The sequence below is a fragment of the Sphingomonas sp. 179-I 2A4 NHS genome (assembly GCF_045369135.1).
Lineage (GTDB): Bacteria > Pseudomonadota > Alphaproteobacteria > Sphingomonadales > Sphingomonadaceae > Sphingomonas.
Genome location: NZ_JBIQFL010000001.1, coordinates 577555 through 600633, shown reverse-complemented (window position 1 = coordinate 600633; position 23079 = coordinate 577555). Strand labels below are relative to the sequence as shown.

Genomic DNA, 23079 nt, shown 5'->3' with positions numbered 1-23079 from the left:
AAGGTCAGTCTGACCGCTTCATTCTGTACAAGGATGCAGTCGGTTCTCACACGTCTTGCGCACGGAATGTTGTCCTAAGACAGATATCAGGTAAGTATTTAGCGATACAACCTGATAATGCCCGATCGCTGATCTCGGAAGACTGCAAAGTTGCCTTTCGAGTTCCCCCGCCCCGTGGCCGTTCTCTGTATGAGGAACCAAAGCCTACCGCACATCCGCAACCCGCTAAGGCGGCAGAACGTAGAAAGCCAAGTGCTCAAGCGCCTGCCAACCCGCCTGCGTCGTTCAATCGTCAGGCCCCACCCCCGGCCAACTCATCGACAAGGTAGCCAATCGATCAGTCAAAATAGTCGCTATCTCTAGCTCAGCATACGCTTCGATCATAACCGAGTGCAGCCTAGCCCCTTGAAGCATGGCACCGGCCATCATCATAAGGTGCATCTTTCGCTCTAGCTCGCTTATTTCTCGCTGTTCTGCATCCATGCGCTCGTTTGTAACACCGCGTAAAATCGACAACCCGGTGACATGGGATGAGACGCTCGATAGCATCTTGTGGAAGCTGTAAAGCTGAGGCGCTCCGCCCTGTTCGGCAAGCTCCTTCCAACGCAAAGTGGCAGGCTTAACTCCCACCGGAAGTTTGGATTGCAATAAGCGCAGTGTGGCCTCTCCCTCCTTTACGAGCTCATAAGCTTCATTATCTCGGTGAATTTTAATCTGACCTTGGATCGTGGCAGCGGCATCTCTACTCATCAGAAGAACAAATTCTTCTCTAAGCTTTGCATTGGCGGCAATGCATATCGCTGCCTCAACAGCAGACCTTAAGACAATGTTGGCCTCTAGATTTAAGTTCATTTTCCATAAGGCAGTGTAGCCTCGCTGGTTGCTCCATAGCCTCTTGTACAACATGATGGAGGACATCTTAGGATCGGTATTTAGACCCTCGATAGAAGTCGATATTTTCCAAAGCCTTTCACCTAGCTTCGAAATGTCATCATATATCGTTAGCTCATCAGCGGACGGTTCGATCATGTGAGCAGCTTACTCCGGCCTTCTGTGCGGCCAAGACCCTTACGATCTATTCTCGGTACAGATATGCGAGGGGGTAATCAAATCGTTCTGAGCGACCGTTTACCCCCGTATCCCTACCCAGCCGGGTGGCGATTATGACACGCCGCACCCGACCTGCATTATAGCGCGTGGTTCTCCATCCCTGCATGACGGGTCACAGTAGCTAGATCATCGCTTCTCTAGCTTTGTCCAGAATAACCTAACGAGGACTTGGAGCTTACCAGATAAAACAGACTCCGATCTGGCGATCAGGAACCACCGTCATGGTTTCATCACCATGATGCCCGCTCCCGCCGCGTGCCCAACACCAGCCCCACAACCACCAGCACCGCCGCGATCGCCGTCGCGCCCGCCACCAGCGTTGCTTCCTGCCCGCCGGCCGCGAAGATCGCCGCCAGCGCCCACAGGAACACAACCGCGAAAGGCAGGTTGCCGCGCCCGCGGATCAGCGCGGTCGCGGCGATCACGCCGGCCGCCACCACCACGGCGCCCGCGATCATCGGTGCCGCCGCGCCGCCCTCCACGCCGTGGAAGCGCAGGCTGGCGGCGATGTTCACCGTCGTCGCCACCGTCAGCCAGGCGGTCAGCGCGCTGAGCGGCACATAGGCGAGCCAGCGCTCGCCGGTGCTGAGCCGCCCGCTGCCGGACTGCCCAATGCCGGGCCCGCCGCTCGCGAACACGCGATAGATGGCGACGAGGCACGCCAGCGTCAGGATGATGATCGATACCGATATCGCGCTCAGCCCGAATACCTGGGTGTAGGCCGCCCACAGGCCGTTGCCGAGGAACGCGCCCGCCGCCGGCCACCGGATGCGCGCGAGCAGCGGATTGCCCCGCTGCGCCGGCAGCAGCTGGTAGATCGCGAACAATGTCGAGCCGAGGTACAGCGCCCCCCAGATCGAAAAGGCCCAGCCCGCCGGGGTGATCAGCGTGCGCACCGCATCGGACTGGTCGCCGATCGGCTGTCCCACCCCCAGTTGCGGCAGCAGCGGCGTCAGGATCTGGAACGCCGCCGCCAGCAGCACGGCGATGGAAGCAGCGTTCAACGCGCCGCGGGCGGGGGTGTGGATGCGGGTTGCCATTGGCGCTGAACGCCCGTCCCGCCCGCACGGTTCATCGCCGCCTGCCCCACCCGCACTCGCGCCCTGCCGCCACGCGCGCCTCGGATCAGCCTTGCCATGCGCCCCATCCCCGGCACCCCCGCCGCGCCGATCCGTCTTCCTGTCCTACATGCCCGCCGGGGCGTATCATCCCCGCCATGATCCCTGCGCCGATCCATCCCGCGAATGTTGAGGCTGTTGGAAAAAAACGCGCTATCGCCTCAACTTCCTCAACATTCGCGCGCGGCGATTTTCCGAAAGCCGCGGTTTTCCGCCGTTTTTCGCCGGCACGTTCCTTTTCGTATTCGGCCCGCCTAAACGCCCCTCCATGACTTACGACATCCACGTCATTGGCGGCGGCCTCGCCGGAAGCGAAGCCGCGTGGCAGCTCGCCGAAGCCGGCTTCAAGGTCCGCCTGTCCGAAATGCGCGGCTCGGGAGAGAATACCCCGGCGCATCACACCGATCATCTGGCGGAGCTCGTCTGCTCCAACAGCTTCCGGTCGGACGATGCCGAAAGCAACGCCGTCGGCCTCATCCACCAGGAAATGCGCGCGCTTGGCTCGCTCATCCTGCGGGAGGGCGATGCGCACAAGGTGCCGGCCGGCTCCGCGCTGGCGGTGGATCGTGATGGCTTTTCCGCCGGCGTCACCGCCGCGCTCGCCGCGCATCCCAACGTCACGATCGTGCGCGAGCGGGTCGATGCGTTGCCGGAAGGGCCCGCGATCATCGCCACCGGGCCGCTGACGGCGCCGGGCCTGTCGCAGGCGATCGCCAGTGAGACGGGGAAGGACGCACTCGCCTTCTTCGATGCCATCGCGCCGATCGTGTACCGCGATTCGATCGACATGGAGAAAGCGTGGTTCCAGTCCCGCTGGAACAAGGGCGACGGCACCGATTACATCAACTGCCCGCTCAATCGGGAGCAATATGAGGCGTTCGTCGAAGGGCTGCTCGCCGGCGAGAAGAGCGTGCCGCGCGAATGGGAGAACGTGCCCTATTTCGAAGGCTGCATGCCGATCGAGGTGATGGCGGAGCGCGGGCGCGAGACGCTGCGCTTCGGCCCGATGAAGGGCGTCGGCCTCGATGATCCGCGCACTGCGACGCCGGAACACCCCAATGGCCGCTGGCCCTATGCCTGCGTCCAGCTGCGGCAGGACAATGCCGCCGGCACGCTGTGGAACATCGTCGGGTTCCAGACGAAGCTTAAACATGCCGAACAGGTGCGCCTGTTCCGCACCATCCCGGGGCTGGAAAAGGCGGAGTTCGCCCGGCTCGGCGGCCTCCACCGCAACACCTTCCTGCGCTCGCCCGAGCTGCTGGATCCGGAGTTGCGGCTGAAGTCCCGCCCCAACGTCCGCTTCGCCGGTCAGATCACCGGCTGCGAAGGCTATGTCGAAAGCGCCGCCATCGGTCTCCTGGCCGGCCGCTTCGCGGCGGCCGAGCTTGGCGGCCGCCCGATGATACCCCCGCCGGTGGAAACCGCGCTCGGTGCGCTGTTGAACCACATCACCTTCGCCGCGGTGGCGGAAACGTATCAGCCGATGAACGTCAATTTCGGCCTCTTCCCGCCGATCGAGGGGCGCACGAAGAAAGCGGATCGCAAGAAGATGTACACCGACCGCGCCCGCACCGCGCTGGCCGAATGGATGGCCGCCTGACGGCCCCGGTGCGCCCTCACCCCGGCGCGCCGGGTCAAGGTCGAGGGCGGCCGCCTGTCAACCGCGTTCGTCCCGAGCATCGCCGAGGGACGTGAAGTGCTAGCCCCCGCGCTTAGCTGTCGTCATCCGCGCTGCGCACCGGCGGGCACTCGGGTTTGCGCGCCGATCGCAGCGGGGTCTTGCGCTTCACCGCCGTGGTGGCGAACTCCGCCCGGTCCATGGCGCCCGATTTGTCTCGGTCGGCGCTGGCGAACTTGGCGGTCGTCTTGGCCGCCCATTCCTCGAACGACAGCCGCCCGTCGCCATTGGTGTCGAGCTTCGCAAAAGCCTTGCGACGCGAGGCGAGATATTCCTCGCGCGTGATGCTGTCGTTGCGATCCTTGTCGTATCGGTCGAAGCGCTTCTCCTCCCGCGTCCGCGCGCTGGCTTCCGGCACCGGCGCATCGGCCACTTCGTTGCCAGCAGTGCGCTGCGCCGAGGCGGGCGGCGGCGGTGCGGACGGGATGATCGGGTCGCTCGTCGCCCGGGTCGAAAACAGCATCCAGCCCGCCGCCACCATCAGCAGCGCCGCGACACCCCCTGCCAGATACCGCCACATGCCCCTCTCCCCCTGTGGAGCCCGTTACCGCCCCGTCAATCGATGCCACGCCAGCCGCGCTACCCGCGCCGGCGCCCCAACCGGTCGCTCGCCCGCCAGGTCCGCCCGCGCGACATGCACCAGTGCCCCCAGGAAGCGCCCCGCCGAACTCCAGCGCTGCCCCGCCGCCCGCGCCAGCAACGGCGCCGCCAGGGCCCGCGACCGGCTCGCTACCGCCGGATCAGCCGTGATGCCGGCCAGATCCGCCAGCGCCCAGCCAGCGCCAGCGTCGGCGACGTTGTCTGCAGCGCCAGCCAGCCGCCCCGCCTCCCGGAACACGCCCGCCCGCGCGGTCGCAAACGCCATCAACGCTGCGTCGTCCGTCTCCCCAAGCAACTGTTCCCAACCCACCTCAGTGGCGGCAAGCGCCGCGCCATCCGCCCCTGCCTCGGTCAGCACCTGGAGGATCGGCTGCGCGGGTGCCGGCGCTGCATGGAGCGCCATCAGCGCCTCGTACCACCAGGTCAGTCGCAGCTGCGCCACCATCGGATCGCGCGTGCCGAGCGCCAGCTTCGCCAGCGTCGCATCCAGCGCGAACACCGCAAGCACCCCCTCGCGCCCGGCCGCCGGCGCATAGCCGAGCGCAAGCGCGCGCTCCGGATGGCCGCCTCCAGGGTCGATCCCAAAGGTTCGAGGGTTGTTAACCATGTCGCTTGATCGTAGTTTAGAAGCTGCACGTCATAACAGCCCGCTAGAACATAAACAATATTTGCGGGGACAGGGGCAACATGAAGCCGTCGGGCGTTGCGCCAAAGACTTTTCTCAAGCGACTTGGGCAAGACACGCGGGGCAATGCTCTGGCGATCATGGCCATCGCAACTATCCCCGTCACGGCCCTCGCCGGTTCGGCGATCGATACCTCGCGAATGTATTTCGTGAAGGTGCGCCTGCAGCAAGCTTGCGATTCCGGTGCCCTGGCCGGCCGCAAATTCATGGTCGACACCACGTATTCCGCCGATGCGAACCAGAAAGCGGAAATGTTCTTCGACAATAATTTTAAGGTCGGGGTGTTTGGTACAAAGTCCCGCACTCGCATATTCTCCAAGACGTCGGACAATCAGGTGCGCGGAACCGCATCCGCGGTCGTGCCGATGACGCTGACCAAGATGATCGGCGCCGGCGACGCCACGATCAATGTCACCTGCCAGGCGAAGCTCGACATCCCGAACCTCGACGTGATGTTCGTGCTCGACACGACGGGATCGATGGGCCTGACGAACCCGTCCGACAGCGTCAGCAGGATCAGCGCGCTTCGTTCCTCCGTCGTCAGCTTCTATGACGCGCTAGAGGGATCGAAGACCAATTCGAGCCAGATCCGCTACGGGTTCGTGCCCTATTCCTCGACCGTCAACGTCGGCATGCTGCTGAAGCGCGACTGGATGGTCGACAGTTGGACATACCAGTCCCGCGCTCCTGCCGACATCACGGAGAAGACGAACACCTCGACCCAAGGCGAGTGGAATGCGTCAACCTATAGCGGCTGGACGACCTTGTCCGGCAGCACCGAGACGTTCGTGACCTATGGCCTGCCGGAGAATTGCTTCGCGCCGCCGAACACGCAGAAGACCGCCAGTTCTTCGACCAGCTGGACCACCAACCCGAACGGATCACAGGGTCGAACGACGACTGAGACAATTACCGGGAGCAGCTTTTCCGCGAATTTGTCGAACGGCGTCTGCAAAATCACGGAGACGCGGTACAACAATCTGAAGCGCAGCCGCGTCGAGACCCGCACCAAGAACCCGAACTGGGGCAGTACATCAAGTTCCACGGCCAAGACCTATTGGTGGAACTATCAGCCGGTAACGTTCGACGTCAGGGGGCTGAAAGGTAATGGCGGCTCCGGCCTGATGGCGGGCGGCACCTTCCAGGCGATGATCAATGGTGGCAACGGCTCCCAATGGTCGAACCGTGCGATCACGTGGAACAGCTCAAGCGCCTGCATCGAAGAGCGGGCCACCGTGCGCCAAAGCGATTATCCGAGCATCCCTACTGACGCTTACGATCTCGATGTCGATATGGTGCCCAGCGCCAGCGATCCTGCCACCCAATGGAGGCCCTGGCTTCCGCAACTCGTCTATGCGCGCAGCTACACAAGCTACTCGAACCCGACGACCTCAACCGCCAATTGGCCCGCAGACACGATGAAGGCCGTGCGGCACAACGGCAATTACATCAACCTCAGCAACTATCCGAATGATTATGCTGCCTGCCCATCCGCGGCGCAAAAGCTTGCCGCAATCAACAAGGGCACGCTCACCTCATATTTGAATGGATTGAAGGTCGCAGGGCGCACATATCACGACATCGGGTTCCTCTGGGGCCTACGCCTGCTGTCGCCCGACGGCCTCTTCGCCTCGGAGAACACGACTGCCCCAAATGGCAGCGCGATCGCCCGTCACGTCATCTTCATGACCGATGGCAAGACGGAAACAAACTTCGGCGATTATGATGCTTACGGACTGGCGGGCATCGATCGTAGGCGCACCGACGCCTCCCGACTGCCTTATGGCGACTCCGAACAGAATACGCTGGTCGAGAAGCGGCTGACCGCGCTCTGCCAGGTGGCGAAGAACAAGAACATGACAGTGTGGGTGATCGCGTTCGGCACGTCACTCACGCCCCTGCTCAGCGATTGCGCGTCCTCGGAGAGCAACTCGTTCGAGGCGAAGAATGCCGCCGAGTTGAACAGCGCCTTCGCCAACATAGCGTCGAACATCGCGAAGCTTCGGGTGTCGGAGTGAGACATATCACTCCAAAGCGCCTGACCGCGGACAGCCGAGGCGTAACGATCGTCGAGTTCGCGCTGGTCGCGCCGGTGATGCTCCTCCTCCTCATGGGTGTGATGGACCTCTGCTACCGGCTCTACGTCCAGTCGATCCTGACGGGCGCCGTGCAACGCGCGGGGCGCGACAGCGGGCTTGAGACCGGCTTGTCCAAGGTAACCGAGATTGACGCCCGCGTCGTCTCATCGGTTCGGGCTGTCGCGAAGGATCTCACGTGGAACAGCCAGCGGTCCGCCTATTCCAATTACACCGCGATCGGCCCGGAGCCCTTCACCGATACCAATGACAACAAGGTCCGCGATCCGGGCGAGTGTTTTGCCGATCTCAACGGCAACGCGCAGTGGGACGCCGACCCCGGAAAGACCGGCCAAGGCTATGCCAATGACACCGTCGTCTACACGATGAACATTCGCTATCCGCGGCTTTTCCCGCTGGGAAAGATGCTTGGCCTCCCGCCGAACCAGGACGTGTCCGCATCGACACTGCTGAAGAACCAGCCGTACGACAAGAGCAGCAACTCAACTCCGGCAACGATATGCACGTGATACAGACGTTCCGCAGCCTCCGGCGGGATCGCCAGGGCCTTGCGATGCTAGAATTCGCCCTGACGCTGCCAATCCTCGTGCCGGTCGGCCTCTATTCGATCGAGCTCGCCAATTTCGGCATAACCCAGATGAAGGTCAGCCAACTCGCCCTGGTTTTGGCCGATAACGCCTCCCGCGTCGGCGCTGATACGTCGCTGCAGACGCAGGAGCTGCGCGAGGTCGACATGAACGACGTTCTGCAAGGCGCGCGTCTGCAGGGTCAGGCGATGGGAATCACTCAGACGGGGCGGATCACCGTGTCGAGCATCGAGACAACCAACTCCGGCGGCCAATATATCCATTGGCAGCGCTGCGTCGGTCTAAAGCGGGGTGCGAACTGGGACTCGTCCTATGGCAACGAAGGCGATGGCAAGTCCGCCTCATATTCCTTCACCGGTATGGGGCCGGCCGGCGCCAAGGTCATCGCACCGCCGGGATCGGGCGTGATCTTCGTGGAGATCAACTACGATTATCGCCCGCTTGTCTCGAACTACTTCATTGGCGAGACGCGGCTGCACCATATCGCAAGCTTCATCGTTCGCGACAAACGTGACTTCGGCAAGGGCATCACCAATCCCAGTCCGGCCGCACCGCGCATGACGTGTGACAAATACACGGCATGACGCAGCCGGACTGGGAGTGGTACATCAGCCCCGATAGGTTACCTTGCGAACCGCCTCGACGATCTTCTCGGACGAGACGAGCGCCAGCTTCTCGAGGTTTGCGGCATAGGGAAGCGGCACATCCTCGTTACATACGCGCATCACCGGGGCATCGAGATCGTCGAAGCCTTCCTCCATGCAGATCGCGATGATCTCGCTGGCGATCGAGCAGGTCGGCCAGCCTTCCTCAGCCACCACCAAGCGGTTGGTTTTGGCGAGGCTCTTGAGCACCGTATCCTTGTCGAGCGGACGCAGCGTGCGAAGGTCAATCACTTCGGCTTCTACACCCTCGCCTGACAGCTGCTCAGCGGCTTCAAGCGCCAGGCCGACCCCGATCGAATAGCTGACGATCGTCACGTCCTTGCCCTCGCGCATCACGCGCGCCTTGCCGATCGGCAGTACCCAGTCGTCGAGCTTGGGGACTTCGAACGAGCGGCCGTAGAGCAGCTCGTTTTCGAGGAACACTACAGGGTCCTCGCTACGGATGGCGGCCTTCAGCAGGCCCTTTGCGTCCGCAGCATCATACGGCGCGATGACGATCAGGCCCGGCACGCTAGCGTACCATGGGCCGTAGTTCTGGGAGTGCTGCGCCGCGACACGGCTGGCGGCACCGTTCGGCCCGCGGAAGACGATCGGGCAGCGCATTTGCCCGCCAGACATGTAGTTCGTCTTCGCAGCGGAGTTCACGATGTGGTCGATCGCCTGCATCGCGAAGTTGAACGTCATGAATTCGACGACGGGCCGGAGGCCGCCCATTGCCGCGCCTGTGCCGACGCCGGCAAAGCCGTACTCGGTGATCGGCGTATCGATAACACGGCGATCGCCGAACTCGTCCAGCAGCCCCTGCGTCACCTTGTACGCGCCCTGATACTGCGCGACTTCCTCGCCCATCACGAACACGCGCTCGTCAGCGCGCATTTCCTCGGCCATCGCATCGCGAAGCGCCTCGCGGACGGTCACCTTCACCATCTCGGTGCCTTCGGGGATCGCCGGATCGGTCACTTCAGCGTCGTGCCTCGCCGCCTCGAACATCTGCCGGGCGCCCGTCTCGACCTTCTCCTGCGCCGGGTGCGCGGAGTCCTCGACCTCGTCAGGCTTCTTCTCGTCTGCCTTCGCTTCAGGCGCCGCGGTGTCTTCCTTGGTCGCAGCCGGATCGCTGGTGCCCGCAGGGGCTGCGTCAGCGCCCTCGCCCTCCAGCTGCATGATCACCGTGCCGACCTTCACGTTGTCGGTGCCCTCGGCAACAAGGATCTTGCCGACGACACCTTCGTCGACTGCCTCGAATTCCATCGTCGCTTTGTCGGTTTCGATCTCGGCCATGATGTCGCCGGACTTCACGGTGTCGCCTTCCTTGACGAGCCACTTGGCGAGCGTGCCCTCCTCCATGGTGGGGGAGAGCGCCGGCATCTTGATGTCGATCGCCATCTCAATACTTCTCCACCAGCACGTCGGTATACAGTTCCTTGGGATCGGGTTCAGGGGTGCTCTCGGCGAAATCCGCGGACTCGTTCACAACCTTGCGGATTTCGGTCTCGATCGCCTTCAGCTCGTCTTCCTTGACGCCCTGCGCATCAAGCAGCTTCTTCACGTGCTCGATCGGATCGGACTTGTCGCGCACCGCCTGCACTTCCTCGCGGCTGCGATACTTGGCCGGATCCGACATGGAGTGACCGCGGTAGCGATAGGTCTTCATCTCGAGGATGATCGGCCCCTTGCCGGCGCGCACCCAGGCAAGCGCCTCTTCGGCCGCGCCGCGTGCGGCCAGCACGTCCATGCCGTCCACCTGGATTCCCGGGATGCGGAAGCTCTCGCCACGCCGATACAGCTGGTCCTCGGCGGAGGCGCGGTTGACGCTCGTGCCCATCGCGTACTGATTGTTCTCGATGACGAAGATCACGGGCAGCTTCCACAGCTCCGCCATGTTGAAGCTTTCGTACACCTGCCCCTGGTTCGCTGCGCCATCGCCGAAATAGGCAAGGCAAACGCCGCCATCGTTATTGTACTTGTGCGCGAAGCCGAGGCCCGCGCCGAGCGACACCTGCGCTCCGACGATGCCGTGCCCGCCGTAGAACTTATGCTCGACGCTGAACATGTGCATCGAGCCGCCCTTGCCCTTCGAAATTCCGGCCTGACGCCCGGTCAGCTCCGCCATCACGTCCTTGGGCGGGATACCACAAAGCAGCATGTGGCCGTGATCGCGATAGCCGGTGATAACCGAGTCCTTCTCGGTCAGGGCCGATTGAAGGCCGACGGCGACTGCTTCCTGGCCAATATAGAGGTGGCAGAAACCCCCAATCAGGCCCAGACCATAAAGCTGTCCCGCCTTCTCCTCGAAGCGGCGGATCAGCAGCATGTCCTTGTAGAATTTAAGCAATTCGTCTTTCGAGGCCGTATAGGGCTGCGGCTCGTTCGGGCGCTCGCGGTTGGAGACGGGGGGTTCGGCGCTCTTCGCGCGGGCTGTTCTTGCCACGGGGGTTGACCTCGTAGGTTCCTGGGGAAGGGGAGCAGCCGCCTATAGGCCCGGAAACGGTGACGGCGCAATTCCTCGCCAATGCCTCGCATAGATCGGGTTTCTTGTGTGTGGCCTTCAGCCGCCCTAAGCCACGAGCCGCATGTCGACCTCTGTCCATCCGCTCAGGATCTCGAACTATCGCAGCTACTGGCTGGCACGGCTGGCAAGCACGATCGCGCAATCTGCACTCGCGATCGTCCTGGGATGGCAGGTCTACAGCATCGCGCGAGAGACAATGGACATCCGAGAGGCAGCGTTCCTCCTCGGTATGATCGGCCTGGCGCAGTTCTTGCCATTGTTTCTCCTCACGCCCGTCGTGGGCCTGATTGCGGATTCAATCGATCGCCGGTGGATCGTTCGCGGCACCACGACCTTGCTCGCCGCGACGACCGCGATGCTCGGCTTCGCCACCTGGGAGGGGTGGCTCGGGCTGCCGATCCTGTTCAGCGCGGCTGTGTTCGTGGGTGTGGCGCGCGCCTTTGCCGGCCCGGCCTATTCCGCGCTCGCGCCCAATCTGGTTCCGCGCGAAAGCCTGCCGACGGCAATCGCGCTGGGCTCGATCGCGATGCAGGTTGGCTTCATCGCGGGACCGAGCGTCGGCGGGCTACTCTTCGCAATCGGGCCGATCGTGGCGTATTGCGGCATGACGCTGTTCTTCGGCGTCGCACTCCTCCTGCTCCTCACCATCGGCCGGGTGCCGCAACCAGCCGCCCAGAAGGACCGTCGCCCCCTCGCCCGCATCGCCGACGGCTTCGCCTATGTGAAGCGCAACCGCCTCGTGCAGGCGGCGATCACCCTGGACCTGTTCGCCGTTCTGCTTGCCGGCGCGACCGCCCTGCTTCCGATCTACGCCCGTGACATCCTGCATGTCGGCCCGACGGGTCTTGGCTTCTTGGCCGCAGGCATGGGCATCGGCGCATCTGCGACCGGCATCTTGCTGTCGTTCCGCCCCATGCGCACCGATGTCGGCCGCAAGATGTTGATCGCGGTGGTCATCTTCGGGCTTGCGATCCTCACCTTCGGCATCTCCAAGAACTTCTTCCTGAGCCTCGCCGCACTGATCGTCGCGGGAAGCGCTGACATGGTATCGATGTACGTGCGCGGCTCGCTGATCCAGCTTCACACGCCGGACGAGATGCGCGGCCGCGTGAGCGCGGTAAGCCAGCTCACTATTTCGGCGTCCAATGAACTCGGCGAAGCGGAAAGCGGCCTCATGGCTTCGCTGCTTGGGCCCGTAGGCGCCGTGGTGATCGGCGGTGTGGGGGCAATCGCCGTCACGTTGCTATGGTCACGGCTCTTCCCGGAACTGAAAAACGCCCGAACCTTTGACCCACCAGAGACACCTCTTTCGGTTATCCCACCCGAAACCCAGCACGGAGTGAGCCAGCCATGAAGGCGAACACGATCCTCGACACGATCGGCAACACGCCGCACATCCGCGTCCAGCGGCTGTTCCCCGGATCCGAAGTGTGGATCAAATCAGAACGGTCGAACCCGGGTGGTTCGATCAAGGACCGCATCGCGCTTGCCATGATCGAGGCGGCGGAAGCGTCGGGCGAGTTGAAGCCTGGCGGCACGATCATCGAACCGACCAGCGGCAACACGGGTATCGGCCTTGCCATGGTCGCGGCGGTGAAGGGCTACAAGCTCATCCTTGTCATGCCGGAAAGCATGTCGCTCGAACGTCGCCGGCTGATGCTGGCCTATGGCGCCACGTTTGACCTGACGCCGCGTGAAAAGGGCATGAAGGGCGCGATCGAACGGGCGCTGGAGCTGGTGTCGACCACCCCTAATGCGTGGATGCCGCAGCAGTTTGAGAATGCTGCCAACATCGACGTCCATGTGCGCACGACGGCGCAGGAGATTCTGAACGACTTCCGCGACGCGCCGATCGACGTTCTGATCACCGGCGTCGGCACTGGTGGCCATATAACCGGCGTCGCGGAGACGCTGAAGAAGGAATGGCCGGATCTGAAGGTCTATGCAGTCGAACCGGCAGCCTCGCCGGTGATCGGCGGCGGCCAGCCCGGCCCGCACCCGATCCAAGGCATCGGCGCTGGCTTCATTCCGGCGAACCTGCACACCCAGTCGCTTGACGGCGTGATCGAAGTCGACGCCGCGGTCGCCAAGGACATGGCACGTCGTGCCGCGCGTGAGGAAGGCATGCTGGTCGGTATTTCGTCGGGCGCCACGCTCGCGGCGATCCTCCAGAAGTTACCGGATCTCGCGGATAACGCGCGCGTCCTTGGTTTCAACTATGACACGGGTGAGCGCTATCTTTCCGTGCCGGACTTCCTGCCTGAAGCTTGATCGGAAATGCCGTGTCGTCGCCCGGCGACACGGCGGAACCGGATCATAATGGTACCAGCCGCCATTGATGCCACTTCGCCCGGCTCGTAATTTCCATTAAGCGCCCGCGCCGTGACTAAGCTGCGCCCGCTTCATTTTCTTCTTGGCCTGATCGCAATCGTCGCGCTTGTTGCGCCGCTTGTCGTCGTGCACCTCATTCCTACCGTTGCGCGCGAGGCCGGAGTTCCCGCGCTGGCCAAGAAGCGCATCATTCCGGCGCGCGTTGCGCCGCCACCGGTCGAACCCGTGGAATTTGCGGCGATCAATCCGGAAGACGCCCGCGCGATCAACGCTGCGGTTCCCTTCGTCAAAGGCCCGGTGCCGCCTGCTAGACCCTTCCACTTCATCGGCGGGGCCGCAGACTTCAGCCGGGCGACCGACTGCCTCGCGGCAGCGGCTTATTATGAAGCCGGCGATGATGCGGTTGGCGGGCAAGCGGTTGTCCAAGTCGTGCTTAATCGACTGCGACATCCAGCGTTTCCGAAGACGGTGTGTGGTGTCGTATTCCAGGGATCGGAGCGTTCCACCGGCTGCCAATTCACCTTCACCTGCGATGGCGCTTTGGTACGCCAGCCTTCAGCGGCCGCCTGGACTCGCGCTCGCGACATCGCAACCAAAGCGTTGCGCGGCGCCGTTTACAAGCCGGTCGGCTGGGCGACGCATTATCATACGGACTGGGTGGTGCCGTACTGGAGCACCAGCCTCGACAAGATTGCCGAAGTCCACACCCATTTGTTCTTCCGCTGGACGGGCTGGTGGGGCACCGGCCCGGCCTTCAACCGCGGGCAGCAGCCGGGCGAAATGGCGATCGCGAAGCTCGCTGCAGTATCGGATGCGCACCGGCTCGCACTTGGCGCGGGAGACGGCGACACGGCGGTGGCCGAAGCCGTGCCGTTCTTTGGCCGTACGCCGCTGCCGCTCGCGAGCGACCAGAGCACGTTCCTGACCATGCTGAACCCGGCGCAGGCGGACAGCTTCACCGGCATGGCTCTTGCCTCCTGCGCCGAGCGGCCGCGCTGCAAGTTCATGGGGTGGACGGAGCCGAACGCAATGGCTTTTACCCTTCCTCTGACGCCCGAGCAGCTGAACGCCATGTCGTTCAGCTACATCCGTGATCGAAGCAGCGGCTTGGAGCGTACGCTCTGGAATTGCGATGAGTTCAAGAAGCGTTCGCCCTGCATGAAGCGGATGACGCTGCGCGCGAACCCGGTCCCAAAGGAAGAAGGTCGCGGACCGACGGAGTTGGACGGTGTGCGCCGCAAGTCCGATCTCGGTGAAACCGGGACGCAGAACAGCACCGGAGTGGAGTGACGCCCTGCTGCAGCGTCATTGCGCAAGTACAGAAATGGCCGGCGAAGCATAGGCCCCGCCGACCTTCTATTTGATCAAATCGAGAACTGTCCGCCTCAAGCAGAGCGGAACATCTCGGGCGGCAGCGCCATCAGCGCCTCCGCACCGCCCTCGATCTGGCGACGATAGGAACCCGCCTCCGGCAGCACGCGCTCCGCGAAGAAGCGTGCCGTCACCAGCTTCGCGTCGAGGAACGCGGCATCGCCCTGGCCCGCGTCCTTCAGCGCCGCAGCAGCCACCGCCATGCGCAGCCACATCAGGCCGACCGACACGACGCCCAGCAGGTGCATGTACGGCACTGCGCCCGCACCGATGTTGTTGGGGTTGGAGATGTTCCCCATGAACCACATGGTCGCCGCCTGAAGCTCACCCAGCGCCTTTTCGAGGCGCGTGGCGAAATCAGCCGCCGGACCGCCCTTCGCCCCGGCGCATTCCTCCGCCACGATCTTGAAGAACAGCTGGATTGCGCGGCCGCCGTTCATCGCCAGCTTGCGGCCGACGAGGTCCATCGCCTGCACGCCGTTGGTGCCTTCGTAGATCATCGCGATACGGGCATCGCGCACGTACTGCTCCATCCCCCATTCCTGGATGTAGCCATGGCCGCCATAGACCTGCTGCGCGTCGGTCGCGATCGCATAGCCCTTGTCGGTGCCGACGCCCTTGATGACCGGGGTCAGCAACCCGATGAGGTCAGCCGCCTCCTGCCGCGCGGCCTCATCCTCCGCGCTATGCTCCAGGTCGACCTGAAGCGCGCCCCACAGGCACAATGCGCGCAGCCCCTCGAGCCACGCCTTGCCGTTCATCAGCATGCGGCGAACGTCCGGGTGGACGAACAGCGTATCAGCCTTTTCGTCGGGCTCCGCCGCGCCGGTCAACGCGCGACCCTGGCGACGGTCCTCGGCGTATTGGACGGCGTTCTGATACGCCGTCTCGCCCACCGCGAGACCCTGAAGACCCACACCCAGCCGTGCCGCGTTCATCATGATGAACATCGCCGCCAGGCCCTTCATCTCCTCACCGACAAGCCAGCCCGTCGCGCCGTCATAGTTCAACACGCAGGTCGCGTTGCCGTGGATGCCCATCTTGTGCTCGATCGAGCCACAGGACACCGCGTTGCGCTCACCCAGCGAGCCGTCGTCGTTCACCATGAACTTGGGCACCACGAACAGGCTGATGCCCTTCGAGCTGTCCGGCGCCCCCGGCGTCTTCGCAAGGACCAGGTGGATGATGTTCTCGGTCAGATCATGCTCGCCGGCCGAAATGAAGATCTTGGTGCCGGTGATCTTGTACGAACCGTCCGCCTGCGGCTCCGCGCGGGTGCGGATGAGGCCCAGATCGGTGCCGCACTGCGGCTCGGTCAGGTTCATGGTGCCGCCCCATTCGCCGGACACCATCTTGGGCAGGTACTTCTCCTGCTGCTCGGGCGATCCCTTCGCCACCAGCGCCGCGATCGCACCATGCGCGAGGCCCGGGTACATGGCGAACGCCATGTTGGAGGAGATCATATACTCCTGAAACGCGGTCGAGATGACGTGCGGCATGCCCTGCCCACCGAACGCCTCTGGCGCGGACAGCGTGCCCCAGCCGGATTCAACGAACTGCTTGTACGCTTCCTTGAAGCCGGCCGGCGTCGTGACCGAACCGTCCTCATGGCGGGTGCAGCCTTCCTGGTCGCCCGACTGGTTCAGCGGGAACAGAACCTCGGCGACGAAGCGTCCGCCCTCTTCCAGCACCGCGTCGACGGTATCCGGCGCGGCAGCCGAAAAGCCCGGCACATTCGCATAGCGGGAGAGGCCAACGACATGCTCCAGGACGAAGCGGGTGTCGCGCACCGGCGGGGTATATTGCGGCATCGGGAATCAGTCCTTCTGATCTGACTGGTCAAGCAATTGAACGAACTGGTCGAGTTCGGCGATGGCGGCGTCGATGTCGCGCTTTTGCGCCTCAAGTGCCTCAATCCGCGCGCGGCAGCGGGCGACCGTCACGGCGCGCTGCGTGTTCCGGCCATCCCCAATGTCGTAGAGGTCGATCATCTCGCGGATCTCGGCGAGGCTGAACCCCACACGCTTTCCACGCAAAATCCAGGCAAGCCGGGCGCGATCGCGATGCGAATAGATGCGTGCCGTTCCACGGCGATCGGGTGCGATCAGCCCCTCATCCTCGTAGAAGCGAAGCGCGCGAGGCGTGACGCCGAATTCCACCGCCAAATCCGTGATGGTGAAATGCGAGCGATCCTCGCGTGGGGGGATCGAGTCGAAGGCTGCTGCAACCGACATAATCGTTGCTAGGTACGTTCCGCTTACGTGAACGTCAATTGCAAAGCTGTTGACCGTTTGGGCCGCGCATTGCGCGCGCTTCGCTCTCCACGCCGCTCAAGCGCGGAGCATTGAGCGCCGAAAACGAGGCTCGACCGGTGCACTTTCTATCGCATGCAGCAGGCACTGCGGCGGGGAAGAAGAGCCGCTCCCCGTCGAAACGCGCCTCGAACCGGCAATCTTCGCCGAGATCGACGCGCAGGCGCACCCGCCCGGTGGCCACCCCTCGCGCCGCGCATCCATGGCCCTCGCCATAATCGACGACAGCGGCAAGCCGCATCTGTCGATCAGCGCGAATGACGCATACGCGGTCGGTCTCGGATGCGTAGGCACCCACCGGGTCGATGACCGATGGATCCGCGACAATCCCCCCTTCCATGGCGGCGCGTTCCAGCATGCCCCCGGCTGCATTGCCGCCCGAATCGCTGGGAGCCGGGCTCTCACAGCTCAACAGGGCAAGCAGAAGCAGCGCTGCAACGCCGCCGTTCTTCAATCGACCGGCTCCAGACCATCAGGCCCTATCCGCCGATAAAAGCACGAGCGCGCGCCCGTGTGACAGGCAGGCCCAACGGGATCGGCGATGATCCAGATCGCGTCCTGATCGCAGTCGATCCGCATCTCGCGGACGTTGAGGACGTTGCCGGACGTCTCGCCCTTCACCCACAGGGACTGGCGGCTACGCGACCAGAAGGTCGCCTTGCCCGTCGCCCGCGTGGCAGCAAGTGCCTTCGCATTCATGTGGGCGACCATCAGAAGCTCGCCGGTCTCGCTGGCAGTTACCACTGCCGTGACGAGGCCCGCCGAATCGTACTTGGGATCGAGGATGCTTCCGGCTTCGCGAGGGTCTGACATATGGCCTCCTTACAGAGGCTAAGCTCGGGATCGAAGCGCGCTGTTTACGTGCGCGCCACCGGCCATGCCAGTTGGGGACAGATGCCCCCGGGCACCCTTCGCTTATTTGTGGTTGCGGATCGCTTCGACCAACTCAGCCTTGCTCATCTTGGAGCGGCCCTCGATGCCGATGTCCTGCGCCTCCTCGTACAAATCGTCCTTGGTCCGGTCCTCGAGGCGGCGGCCGCGATGATCGAGCGTGCCCGCGGCCTTGGCATTGGCGATCCGCGCCGCCTTTTCCTTCGACTCGCCCTTCTTTCGAAGGTCCTCGTACAGCTTGTCGTCCTTGATCTGTGCGCCGTGGTTCCTGGGCATCACCGCCTCCTGTATCCTCCCGCCAGAACCCTTCGGCCCGCCAATCGCTCCAAGCCCATGACATTTCGGCGACAGTCGCTATATGGGCCGCGCACGACGTGAGCCCCCAATCACCATGCTGACTACAAATCCCTTCGACGATGACCATCTGCACGAGGAGTGCGGCATTTTCGGAGTGTCCGGCTCCGACGGCGCTGCTGCTCTGGTGGCGCTCGGGCTTCATGCCCTGCAGCACCGCGGCCAGGAAGCCGCCGGTATCACCAGCTTCGACGGCACGAACTTCCACACCAAGAAAGCGATGGGCCACGTTGCCGGCAATTTCGACAGCGAGGCGGTGATCGCCAGCTTGCCGGGTTCGGTCGCGTGCGGGCACGTGCGCTATTCGACCACTGGCGAGACGGCACTGCGCAACGTCCAGCCGCTGTACGCGGAGCTTGCGAGCGGCGGCTTTGCGGTGGCGCACAACGGCAACATCTCCAATGCGATGAAGGTGCGCCGCGAGCTCGTCCGCCGCGGCTCCATCTTCCAGTCGACCAGCGACACCGAGACGATCATCCATCTCGTCGCGACGTCCAATTACCGCACCCTGCTCGATCGATTCATCGATGCGCTGAAGCAGGTGGAAGGCGCCTACGCGCTGATCGTGATGACGCCGGAGGGGATGATCGCCTGTCGCGACCCGCTCGGCATTCGCCCGCTCGTGATGGGCAAGCTCGGCGATTCGGTGATTTTTGCCAGCGAGACGGTGGCCCTCGACGTCGTTGGCGCCGAATTCGTCCGCTCGGTCGAGCCCGGTGAACTGGTGATCGTCCAGGGCACGGAAACCCGCTCGGTCCGTCCCTTCGCCCCGCTGGCGCCCCGGCCTTGCATCTTCGAGTGGGTCTATTTCTCGCGCCCAGATTCGATCGTGGACGATCACTCCGTCTATTCGGTGCGCAAGTCGATCGGGCAGCAGCTTGCCATTGAATCGCCGGTCGATGCCGATCTGGTGATTCCAGTGCCCGATTCGGGTGTGCCCGCGGCGATCGGCTATGCGCAGCAAAGCGGCATACCGTTCGAGCTTGGCATCATCCGTTCGCACTACGTTGGCCGCACCTTCATCCAGCCCGGCGACAAGGTCCGCCACCTGGGTGTCAAGCTGAAGCACAACGCAAACCGTGCGCTGATCGCCGGCAAGAAGGTCGTGCTGATCGACGATTCGATCGTACGTGGCACGACGAGCCTGAAGATCGTGCAGATGATGCGTGAGGCTGGGGCGGCGGAAGTCCACATGCGGATCGCCAGCCCTCCGACCAAGCACAGCTGCTTCTACGGCGTCGATACACCGGAGCGCGCCAAACTGCTCGCCGCGACTCATGACCTAGGTTCGATGACCGACTTTATCCATGCGGATAGCCTCGCGTTCATCTCGATCGACGGGCTGTACAAGGCATTGGGCGAAGCAAAACGCGCTGCCGTTCGCCCGGGCTATTGCGACGCCTGCTTCACCGGTGATTATCCCACCACGCTGACCGATCACGACGACATCGGCGAGGTCGATCAGTTCGCCATGCTGGAGGAGCGCGTCGCCTGACGCGCCATAGCAGCGCCGGGCTGATCGGGCTTGTCCCGACAGCGGGCGTGCCGCACTAGTCGCAGATAAGGGTTCACGGGGCGCTCGATCCCGGAACAACTTCGGGGTCACGATCTTGAACAAGCCACTTCAGAACCAGCTCGCGCTCGTCACTGGCGCAAGCCGCGGGATCGGCGCCGCGACCGCGATTGCCCTCGCGGCACAGGGCGCACACGTCGTGGTGACCGCGCGTACCGCCAAGGCGCTTGAGGACGTTGAGCAGGCGATCTTCGATGCCGGCGGCTCCGCCACGATCGCGCCTTTGGACCTGACCGAGAAGGATGCAATCGCCCGGCTTGCGTTGGCGATCGGCGAGCGCTGGCAAGCGCTGGACCTGATGGTGCTGAACGCCGCAACGCTCGGCTCGCTCGCCGCGGTGCCGGCGATCGATCCTAAGGAACTGGCCTCCGTACTGACGCTGAACGTGTCCGCGCAGGTTGCCCTGATCCAGGCGTTCGACCCGATGCTGCGCCAGTCGCAGGCGGGGAAAGTGATCGGGATCACATCCTCCGTGGGCCGGAAACCCCGTGCATATTGGGGCGCTTATGGCGCCTCAAAGGCAGCGTTTGAGACATTGCTGGGCGCTTATGGCGACGAGATGCACGAAATTAGCCGCGTTCGTACAGCGGTTGTCGACCCTGGCGCGACCCGCACCAATATGCGTGCGCGCGCCTATCCGGGAGAGGATCCCGCATCGGTGAAGCCGCCGGAGAAGGTTGCGGAGCGGATCGTCTCCCTGGCAGTCTCCGGATTCGAGACCGGCCACTTCGAGCGCGTCGAGGCCTGATCCGGCCAGTCAGCGCCCACGCGCTGCGGCGAACAACCGATCCAGGAAGGCGTGGCGTGCCTGGCTCAAGGCCGGGTCGCTTGCCTTCGGCCACGCACTGACCATTGCGATCACTGTGCGCGTCTTCGGATCGACGGTGATGCTCTGGCCGAAGATGCCAACTCCGCCGAAGCGATCTTCGGGGTACGTCCACCATTGATAGCCATAGCCGAAGCCGGGGCGACCGGTGGAAGCATTTGCCTTGGTTGCGTCAGCGAACCAACCCGGCGGAACAATCCCTGCCCCGCCCTGCATCGCGAGCTGGCCCATCCGGGCATAGTCACGCAACGACACCGAAAGACAGCAGCCCGCCACTTCGCGCCCCGTGGCGTCGACCATCCAGAAGGCGTCCCGCTCCATGCCGTAGGGCTGCCACACCTTCTCGCTGAGATACGTGGCCAGGGGTTTCTTCACGGCATTGGCGACCAGCACGCCGATGAGGTTGGTCTCGCCCGTCTTGTACACCCACTTGGCGCCAGGCGCGCTCTCGCGCGGCAGCGTACGCATATAAGCGACGGTTGGGTCCATCCGCGGTGGCACAGCGACCGAGAACATCCGCGCCACGTCCGACTGCGGATCGGTATAATCCTCGTTCCACTTCACGCCTGACGTCATCGTCAGCAACTCGGCAATCGTGACCCCGTCATAGCCGCTGCCGGCCAGATCCGGGATGTATTTGGTTACCGGTTCGTCGACCGACTTGATGAAGCCGTCTCGAATCGCGGCGCCGACCAGCGTCGAGGTGAACGACTTGGCGACCGAGAAGCTCGTCCAGCGACCATCGCGGGTCAGCCCGCGCGCGTAACGCTCCAGGCGGACAGCGCCGTCCTGTATCACGATCAGGCCGGCGACATTGTTCGCCGCGATGAAGGCGTCCACCTCTCCGGCGGGCACGGGGAGCGGCGGGCCAGCAGGCAGTGCCAAGGGCTTGCGGCCGGCCCTCACCACGTGGCCGGGAAACAAGCTTTCCATGTGCGGGAAGTTCTGGTCTCGCTGCTCTTGCGACCAGAACAGCACTTCCGCGCCGACCTGTTGCAGCTTGGCTCGGTTGGCATCGGTGATCGGCACACCGGCGGTTTGGGCCTGGGCTGTTCCCTCTTGCGGCTGGGCGGACGTGGTGGCGCAGCTCGCCAGCGCCAAGGCCCCGAGCGTCAACCAGATGGCGTGCTTCATTCCCCCTCCTTCACGAGGGTGATCTGCACGACGTCGATTCCGCCGCCTCGAAAGCCCCCTTCGCAATACATCAGGTAATAGCGCCAAAGATCAATGAACTTCGCGTCGAAGCGCGATGGCAAACGCGCTTCCGCCACCGCAGTGTCGAAGCGTTCGCGCCACAATCGAAGCGTCTCGGCATAGTCCAGTCCGAAGGCGTGGCGATCCTGCCAGCTTAACCCGTGCGCTTCGGCCAGCCCCCGGAACCGCGGCTCGTTGATCAGCATGCCGCCGGGGAAGACGTATGCCTGAATGAAGTCGACGTTCGTCGAATAAGCCGGCCAGATATCGTCCGCGATGTTGATGAACTGGATCGCGGCACGGCCACCGGGTTTGAGGGCGCCAGAGACGGCCGCGAGATAATCCCGCCAATAGGCTTCGCCCACCGCCTCCACCATCTCGACCGAGGCGACCGCGTCATACTGGCCGGTGACGTCGCGATAGTCGGTGAGCGAAACGGCCACCGGCAGGCCGCGGGTGCGCTCGGCCACGAAGCGCTGTTGTTCCGCGGCAAGGGTGATCGCGCGCACCTTGATGCCGCGGCGAGCGGCGGCCTCGGCGAGGGCGCCCCAGCCGCAGCCGATTTCGAGCAGCGTCCCGCCCGCCGGCACGGCTGCGCGGTCAAGTATGGCGTCGATCTTGCGGCGCTGGGCGCCCTCGAGTGGTTCATCGCCGGCAAACAGCGCGCTCGAATAGGTGAGCGATGGATCAAGCCAGGCGTCGTAGAAGTCGTTGCCGAGATCGTAATGCGCCGCGATGTTCCGGCGTGCGTTGCGGCGGTCGTTGCGGCGCAGGAGGTGCATTGCGCGCGCCGCCAAGCGGGCGCCGCGTTTTGCGCGCGCGACGTTGCCCAACGTCGTGCGGTTTCGCATGAACAGATCAAACAGCGGGACGGGATCTGGGCTGGACCAGTCGCCGGCCGCCCAGGCTTCATACCAGCCGATCGAACCGCCCATCACTAGCCGGCGCAGCGCGCGCCAGCGGGTGACCGTGACGATGGCAAGCGGGCCATCGCGCCGACCGCCGAGCAGCCGCCGGGTGCCATCAGGAAGAGCGGCCTCGATCGCACCCTCCTCAAGCCCGGCGTCGATCCGATCGAGGATCCGGTGGAACACGGGCGCCATACGGCGCGCCCACACACCGCCCGCGGCGGGAAGATCGACCATGCCATGCATCGCCTGCGCTCATGCACCGGGCGCA

Annotated in this window: 23 protein-coding genes; 9 read left to right on the top strand and 14 right to left on the bottom strand. The window is 63.8% G+C overall.

The genetic code is table 11. The annotated features are described in order from the left end of the window. Positions 1 to 285: 285 nt before the first annotated feature. Both ACH0CP_RS02715 and ACH0CP_RS02710 read right to left on the bottom strand, forming a co-directional pair. Positions 286 to 1029, bottom strand: coding sequence for a hypothetical protein (locus ACH0CP_RS02715; protein ID WP_406875371.1), 744 nt, complete (start codon positions 1027 to 1029; stop codon positions 286 to 288). Between the two features lie 311 nt (positions 1030 to 1340). Then, the gene (locus tag ACH0CP_RS02710; protein WP_294443157.1) at positions 1341 to 2150 is read right to left on the bottom strand and encodes a hypothetical protein; all 810 of its coding nucleotides are present in this window, start codon (positions 2148 to 2150) and stop codon (positions 1341 to 1343) included. Between the two features lie 346 nt (positions 2151 to 2496). On the opposite strand from ACH0CP_RS02710, the gene trmFO reads away from it, so the two are divergent. After that, on the top strand, positions 2497 to 3828 hold the full coding sequence (gene trmFO, locus ACH0CP_RS02705) for a methylenetetrahydrofolate--tRNA-(uracil(54)-C(5))-methyltransferase (FADH(2)-oxidizing) TrmFO (protein ID WP_294443156.1): 1332 nt from the start codon (positions 2497 to 2499) through the stop codon (positions 3826 to 3828). 112 nt (positions 3829 to 3940) lie between these two features. Here the strand turns inward: trmFO and ACH0CP_RS02700 are convergent, their stop codons facing one another. Both ACH0CP_RS02700 and ACH0CP_RS02695 read right to left on the bottom strand, forming a co-directional pair. Continuing rightward, positions 3941 to 4426, bottom strand: coding sequence for an EF-hand domain-containing protein (locus ACH0CP_RS02700; RefSeq protein ID WP_294443155.1), 486 nt, complete (start codon positions 4424 to 4426; stop codon positions 3941 to 3943). A 24-nt stretch (positions 4427 to 4450) separates the two neighbouring features. Continuing rightward, positions 4451 to 5113, bottom strand: a complete 663-nt coding sequence (locus ACH0CP_RS02695) for a hypothetical protein (protein WP_294443154.1) — start codon at positions 5111 to 5113, stop codon at positions 4451 to 4453. A gap of 80 nt (positions 5114 to 5193) precedes the next feature. On the opposite strand from ACH0CP_RS02695, the gene ACH0CP_RS02690 reads away from it, so the two are divergent. The 3 genes from ACH0CP_RS02690 to ACH0CP_RS02680 are packed head-to-tail and all read left to right on the top strand — an operon-like array spanning position 5194 to position 8458. Continuing rightward, positions 5194 to 7209 carry a pilus assembly protein gene (locus ACH0CP_RS02690; protein ID WP_294443152.1) on the top strand — a complete coding sequence of 672 codons (2016 nt, stop codon included), beginning with the start codon at positions 5194 to 5196 and terminating at the stop codon, positions 7207 to 7209. Beyond that, complete coding sequence (locus tag ACH0CP_RS02685; RefSeq protein ID WP_294443151.1) at positions 7206 to 7796, top strand: TadE/TadG family type IV pilus assembly protein; 591 nt, start codon at positions 7206 to 7208, stop codon at positions 7794 to 7796. Before ACH0CP_RS02690 ends, ACH0CP_RS02685 begins: the two co-directional genes overlap by 4 nt. 44 nt (positions 7797 to 7840) lie before the next feature. After that, positions 7841 to 8458 carry a histidine kinase gene (locus tag ACH0CP_RS02680; RefSeq protein ID WP_294443150.1) on the top strand — a complete coding sequence of 206 codons (618 nt, stop codon included), beginning with the start codon at positions 7841 to 7843 and terminating at the stop codon, positions 8456 to 8458. 24 nt (positions 8459 to 8482) lie between these two features. On the opposite strand, the gene ACH0CP_RS02675 is transcribed toward ACH0CP_RS02680, so the two are convergent. Beyond that, positions 8483 to 9922 carry a pyruvate dehydrogenase complex E1 component subunit beta gene (locus ACH0CP_RS02675; RefSeq protein ID WP_294443149.1) on the bottom strand — a complete coding sequence of 480 codons (1440 nt, stop codon included), beginning with the start codon at positions 9920 to 9922 and terminating at the stop codon, positions 8483 to 8485. 1 nt (position 9923) lies between these two features. Next, positions 9924 to 10967: a pyruvate dehydrogenase (acetyl-transferring) E1 component subunit alpha gene (pdhA, locus tag ACH0CP_RS02670; protein WP_294443148.1), complete on the bottom strand. Its 1044-nt coding sequence runs from the start codon at positions 10965 to 10967 to the stop codon at positions 9924 to 9926. Between the two features lie 142 nt (positions 10968 to 11109). Here pdhA and ACH0CP_RS02665 point away from each other — a divergent pair, with 142 nt between their 5' ends. Both ACH0CP_RS02665 and cysK read left to right on the top strand, forming a co-directional pair. After that, a complete protein-coding gene (locus ACH0CP_RS02665; RefSeq protein ID WP_294443147.1) occupies positions 11110 to 12402 on the top strand; it encodes an MFS transporter in 1293 nt (430 codons plus the stop codon). Further along, positions 12399 to 13319, top strand: a complete 921-nt coding sequence (gene cysK, locus ACH0CP_RS02660; protein ID WP_294443146.1) for a cysteine synthase A — start codon at positions 12399 to 12401, stop codon at positions 13317 to 13319. Before ACH0CP_RS02665 ends, cysK begins: the two co-directional genes overlap by 4 nt. Before the next feature lie 96 nt (positions 13320 to 13415). On the opposite strand, the gene ACH0CP_RS02655 is transcribed toward cysK, so the two are convergent. Further along, a complete protein-coding gene (locus ACH0CP_RS02655; protein WP_406888488.1) occupies positions 13416 to 13829 on the bottom strand; it encodes a hypothetical protein in 414 nt (137 codons plus the stop codon). On the opposite strand from ACH0CP_RS02655, the gene ACH0CP_RS02650 reads away from it, so the two are divergent. After that, positions 13809 to 14669 carry a cell wall hydrolase gene (locus ACH0CP_RS02650; RefSeq protein WP_406888486.1) on the top strand — a complete coding sequence of 287 codons (861 nt, stop codon included), beginning with the start codon at positions 13809 to 13811 and terminating at the stop codon, positions 14667 to 14669. The two genes, ACH0CP_RS02655 and ACH0CP_RS02650, sit on opposite strands and share 21 nt — an antisense overlap. Before the next feature lie 95 nt (positions 14670 to 14764). Here ACH0CP_RS02650 and ACH0CP_RS02645 read toward each other — a convergent pair whose 3' ends face one another. The 5 genes from ACH0CP_RS02645 to ACH0CP_RS02625 all read right to left on the bottom strand — a co-directional run bounded on the left by ACH0CP_RS02645 (position 14765) and on the right by ACH0CP_RS02625 (position 18229). Beyond that, a complete protein-coding gene (locus ACH0CP_RS02645) occupies positions 14765 to 16561 on the bottom strand; it encodes an acyl-CoA dehydrogenase C-terminal domain-containing protein (protein ID WP_294443144.1) in 1797 nt (598 codons plus the stop codon). Positions 16562 to 16567: 6 nt separating this feature from the next. Next, positions 16568 to 16984 (bottom strand): MerR family DNA-binding transcriptional regulator, encoded by a 417-nt coding sequence (locus ACH0CP_RS02640; RefSeq protein WP_294443143.1) that lies wholly within the window; start codon positions 16982 to 16984, stop codon positions 16568 to 16570. 34 nt (positions 16985 to 17018) lie between these two features. Next, positions 17019 to 17516, bottom strand: coding sequence for a hypothetical protein (locus tag ACH0CP_RS02635; RefSeq protein WP_294443142.1), 498 nt, complete (start codon positions 17514 to 17516; stop codon positions 17019 to 17021). Continuing rightward, positions 17513 to 17875, bottom strand: a complete 363-nt coding sequence (hisI, locus tag ACH0CP_RS02630; RefSeq protein ID WP_294443141.1) for a phosphoribosyl-AMP cyclohydrolase — start codon at positions 17873 to 17875, stop codon at positions 17513 to 17515. The genes ACH0CP_RS02635 and hisI overlap by 4 nt, the downstream gene beginning before the upstream one ends. 102 nt (positions 17876 to 17977) lie before the next feature. Beyond that, entirely contained in the window at positions 17978 to 18229 is a 252-nt protein-coding gene (locus ACH0CP_RS02625) for a Rho termination factor N-terminal domain-containing protein (RefSeq protein WP_294443140.1), read from the bottom strand. Positions 18230 to 18344: 115 nt separating this feature from the next. On the opposite strand from ACH0CP_RS02625, the gene purF reads away from it, so the two are divergent. Both purF and ACH0CP_RS02615 read left to right on the top strand, forming a co-directional pair. Continuing rightward, positions 18345 to 19802 carry an amidophosphoribosyltransferase gene (gene purF, locus ACH0CP_RS02620; protein WP_294443139.1) on the top strand — a complete coding sequence of 486 codons (1458 nt, stop codon included), beginning with the start codon at positions 18345 to 18347 and terminating at the stop codon, positions 19800 to 19802. 112 nt (positions 19803 to 19914) lie between these two features. Next, a complete protein-coding gene (locus tag ACH0CP_RS02615) occupies positions 19915 to 20628 on the top strand; it encodes an SDR family NAD(P)-dependent oxidoreductase (RefSeq protein ID WP_294443160.1) in 714 nt (237 codons plus the stop codon). Positions 20629 to 20637: 9 nt separating this feature from the next. Here ACH0CP_RS02615 and ACH0CP_RS02610 read toward each other — a convergent pair whose 3' ends face one another. Both ACH0CP_RS02610 and ACH0CP_RS02605 read right to left on the bottom strand, forming a co-directional pair. Beyond that, positions 20638 to 21840 (bottom strand): serine hydrolase, encoded by a 1203-nt coding sequence (locus tag ACH0CP_RS02610; RefSeq protein WP_294443138.1) that lies wholly within the window; start codon positions 21838 to 21840, stop codon positions 20638 to 20640. Beyond that, positions 21837 to 23045 carry a cyclopropane-fatty-acyl-phospholipid synthase family protein gene (locus tag ACH0CP_RS02605; protein WP_294443137.1) on the bottom strand — a complete coding sequence of 403 codons (1209 nt, stop codon included), beginning with the start codon at positions 23043 to 23045 and terminating at the stop codon, positions 21837 to 21839. The genes ACH0CP_RS02610 and ACH0CP_RS02605 overlap by 4 nt, the downstream gene beginning before the upstream one ends. Between the last annotated feature and the right edge of the window lie 34 nt (positions 23046 to 23079).

What these genes read in the sequence shown, in the direction of transcription:
- ACH0CP_RS02715 (WP_406875371.1), bottom strand. Translation starts at nt 1,029, where the DNA reads ATGATCGAACCGTCCGCTGATGAGCTAACGATATATGATGACATTTCG.
- ACH0CP_RS02710 (WP_294443157.1), bottom strand. Translation starts at nt 2,150, where the DNA reads ATGGCAACCCGCATCCACACCCCCGCCCGCGGCGCGTTGAACGCTGCT.
- trmFO (WP_294443156.1), top strand. Translation starts at nt 2,497, where the DNA reads ATGACTTACGACATCCACGTCATTGGCGGCGGCCTCGCCGGAAGCGAA.
- ACH0CP_RS02700 (WP_294443155.1), bottom strand. Translation starts at nt 4,426, where the DNA reads ATGTGGCGGTATCTGGCAGGGGGTGTCGCGGCGCTGCTGATGGTGGCG.
- ACH0CP_RS02695 (WP_294443154.1), bottom strand. Translation starts at nt 5,113, where the DNA reads ATGGTTAACAACCCTCGAACCTTTGGGATCGACCCTGGAGGCGGCCAT.
- ACH0CP_RS02690 (WP_294443152.1), top strand. Translation starts at nt 5,194, where the DNA reads ATGAAGCCGTCGGGCGTTGCGCCAAAGACTTTTCTCAAGCGACTTGGG.
- ACH0CP_RS02680 (WP_294443150.1), top strand. Translation starts at nt 7,841, where the DNA reads ATGCTAGAATTCGCCCTGACGCTGCCAATCCTCGTGCCGGTCGGCCTC.
- ACH0CP_RS02675 (WP_294443149.1), bottom strand. Translation starts at nt 9,922, where the DNA reads ATGGCGATCGACATCAAGATGCCGGCGCTCTCCCCCACCATGGAGGAG.
- ACH0CP_RS02665 (WP_294443147.1), top strand. Translation starts at nt 11,110, where the DNA reads ATGTCGACCTCTGTCCATCCGCTCAGGATCTCGAACTATCGCAGCTAC.
- cysK (WP_294443146.1), top strand. Translation starts at nt 12,399, where the DNA reads ATGAAGGCGAACACGATCCTCGACACGATCGGCAACACGCCGCACATC.
- ACH0CP_RS02655 (WP_406888488.1), bottom strand. Translation starts at nt 13,829, where the DNA reads ATGTCGCAGTCGATTAAGCACGACTTGGACAACCGCTTGCCCGCCAAC.
- ACH0CP_RS02645 (WP_294443144.1), bottom strand. Translation starts at nt 16,561, where the DNA reads ATGCCGCAATATACCCCGCCGGTGCGCGACACCCGCTTCGTCCTGGAG.
- ACH0CP_RS02640 (WP_294443143.1), bottom strand. Translation starts at nt 16,984, where the DNA reads ATGTCGGTTGCAGCAGCCTTCGACTCGATCCCCCCACGCGAGGATCGC.
- hisI (WP_294443141.1), bottom strand. Translation starts at nt 17,875, where the DNA reads ATGTCAGACCCTCGCGAAGCCGGAAGCATCCTCGATCCCAAGTACGAT.
- ACH0CP_RS02625 (WP_294443140.1), bottom strand. Translation starts at nt 18,229, where the DNA reads ATGCCCAGGAACCACGGCGCACAGATCAAGGACGACAAGCTGTACGAG.
- purF (WP_294443139.1), top strand. Translation starts at nt 18,345, where the DNA reads ATGCTGACTACAAATCCCTTCGACGATGACCATCTGCACGAGGAGTGC.
- ACH0CP_RS02610 (WP_294443138.1), bottom strand. Translation starts at nt 21,840, where the DNA reads ATGAAGCACGCCATCTGGTTGACGCTCGGGGCCTTGGCGCTGGCGAGC.
- ACH0CP_RS02605 (WP_294443137.1), bottom strand. Translation starts at nt 23,045, where the DNA reads ATGGTCGATCTTCCCGCCGCGGGCGGTGTGTGGGCGCGCCGTATGGCG.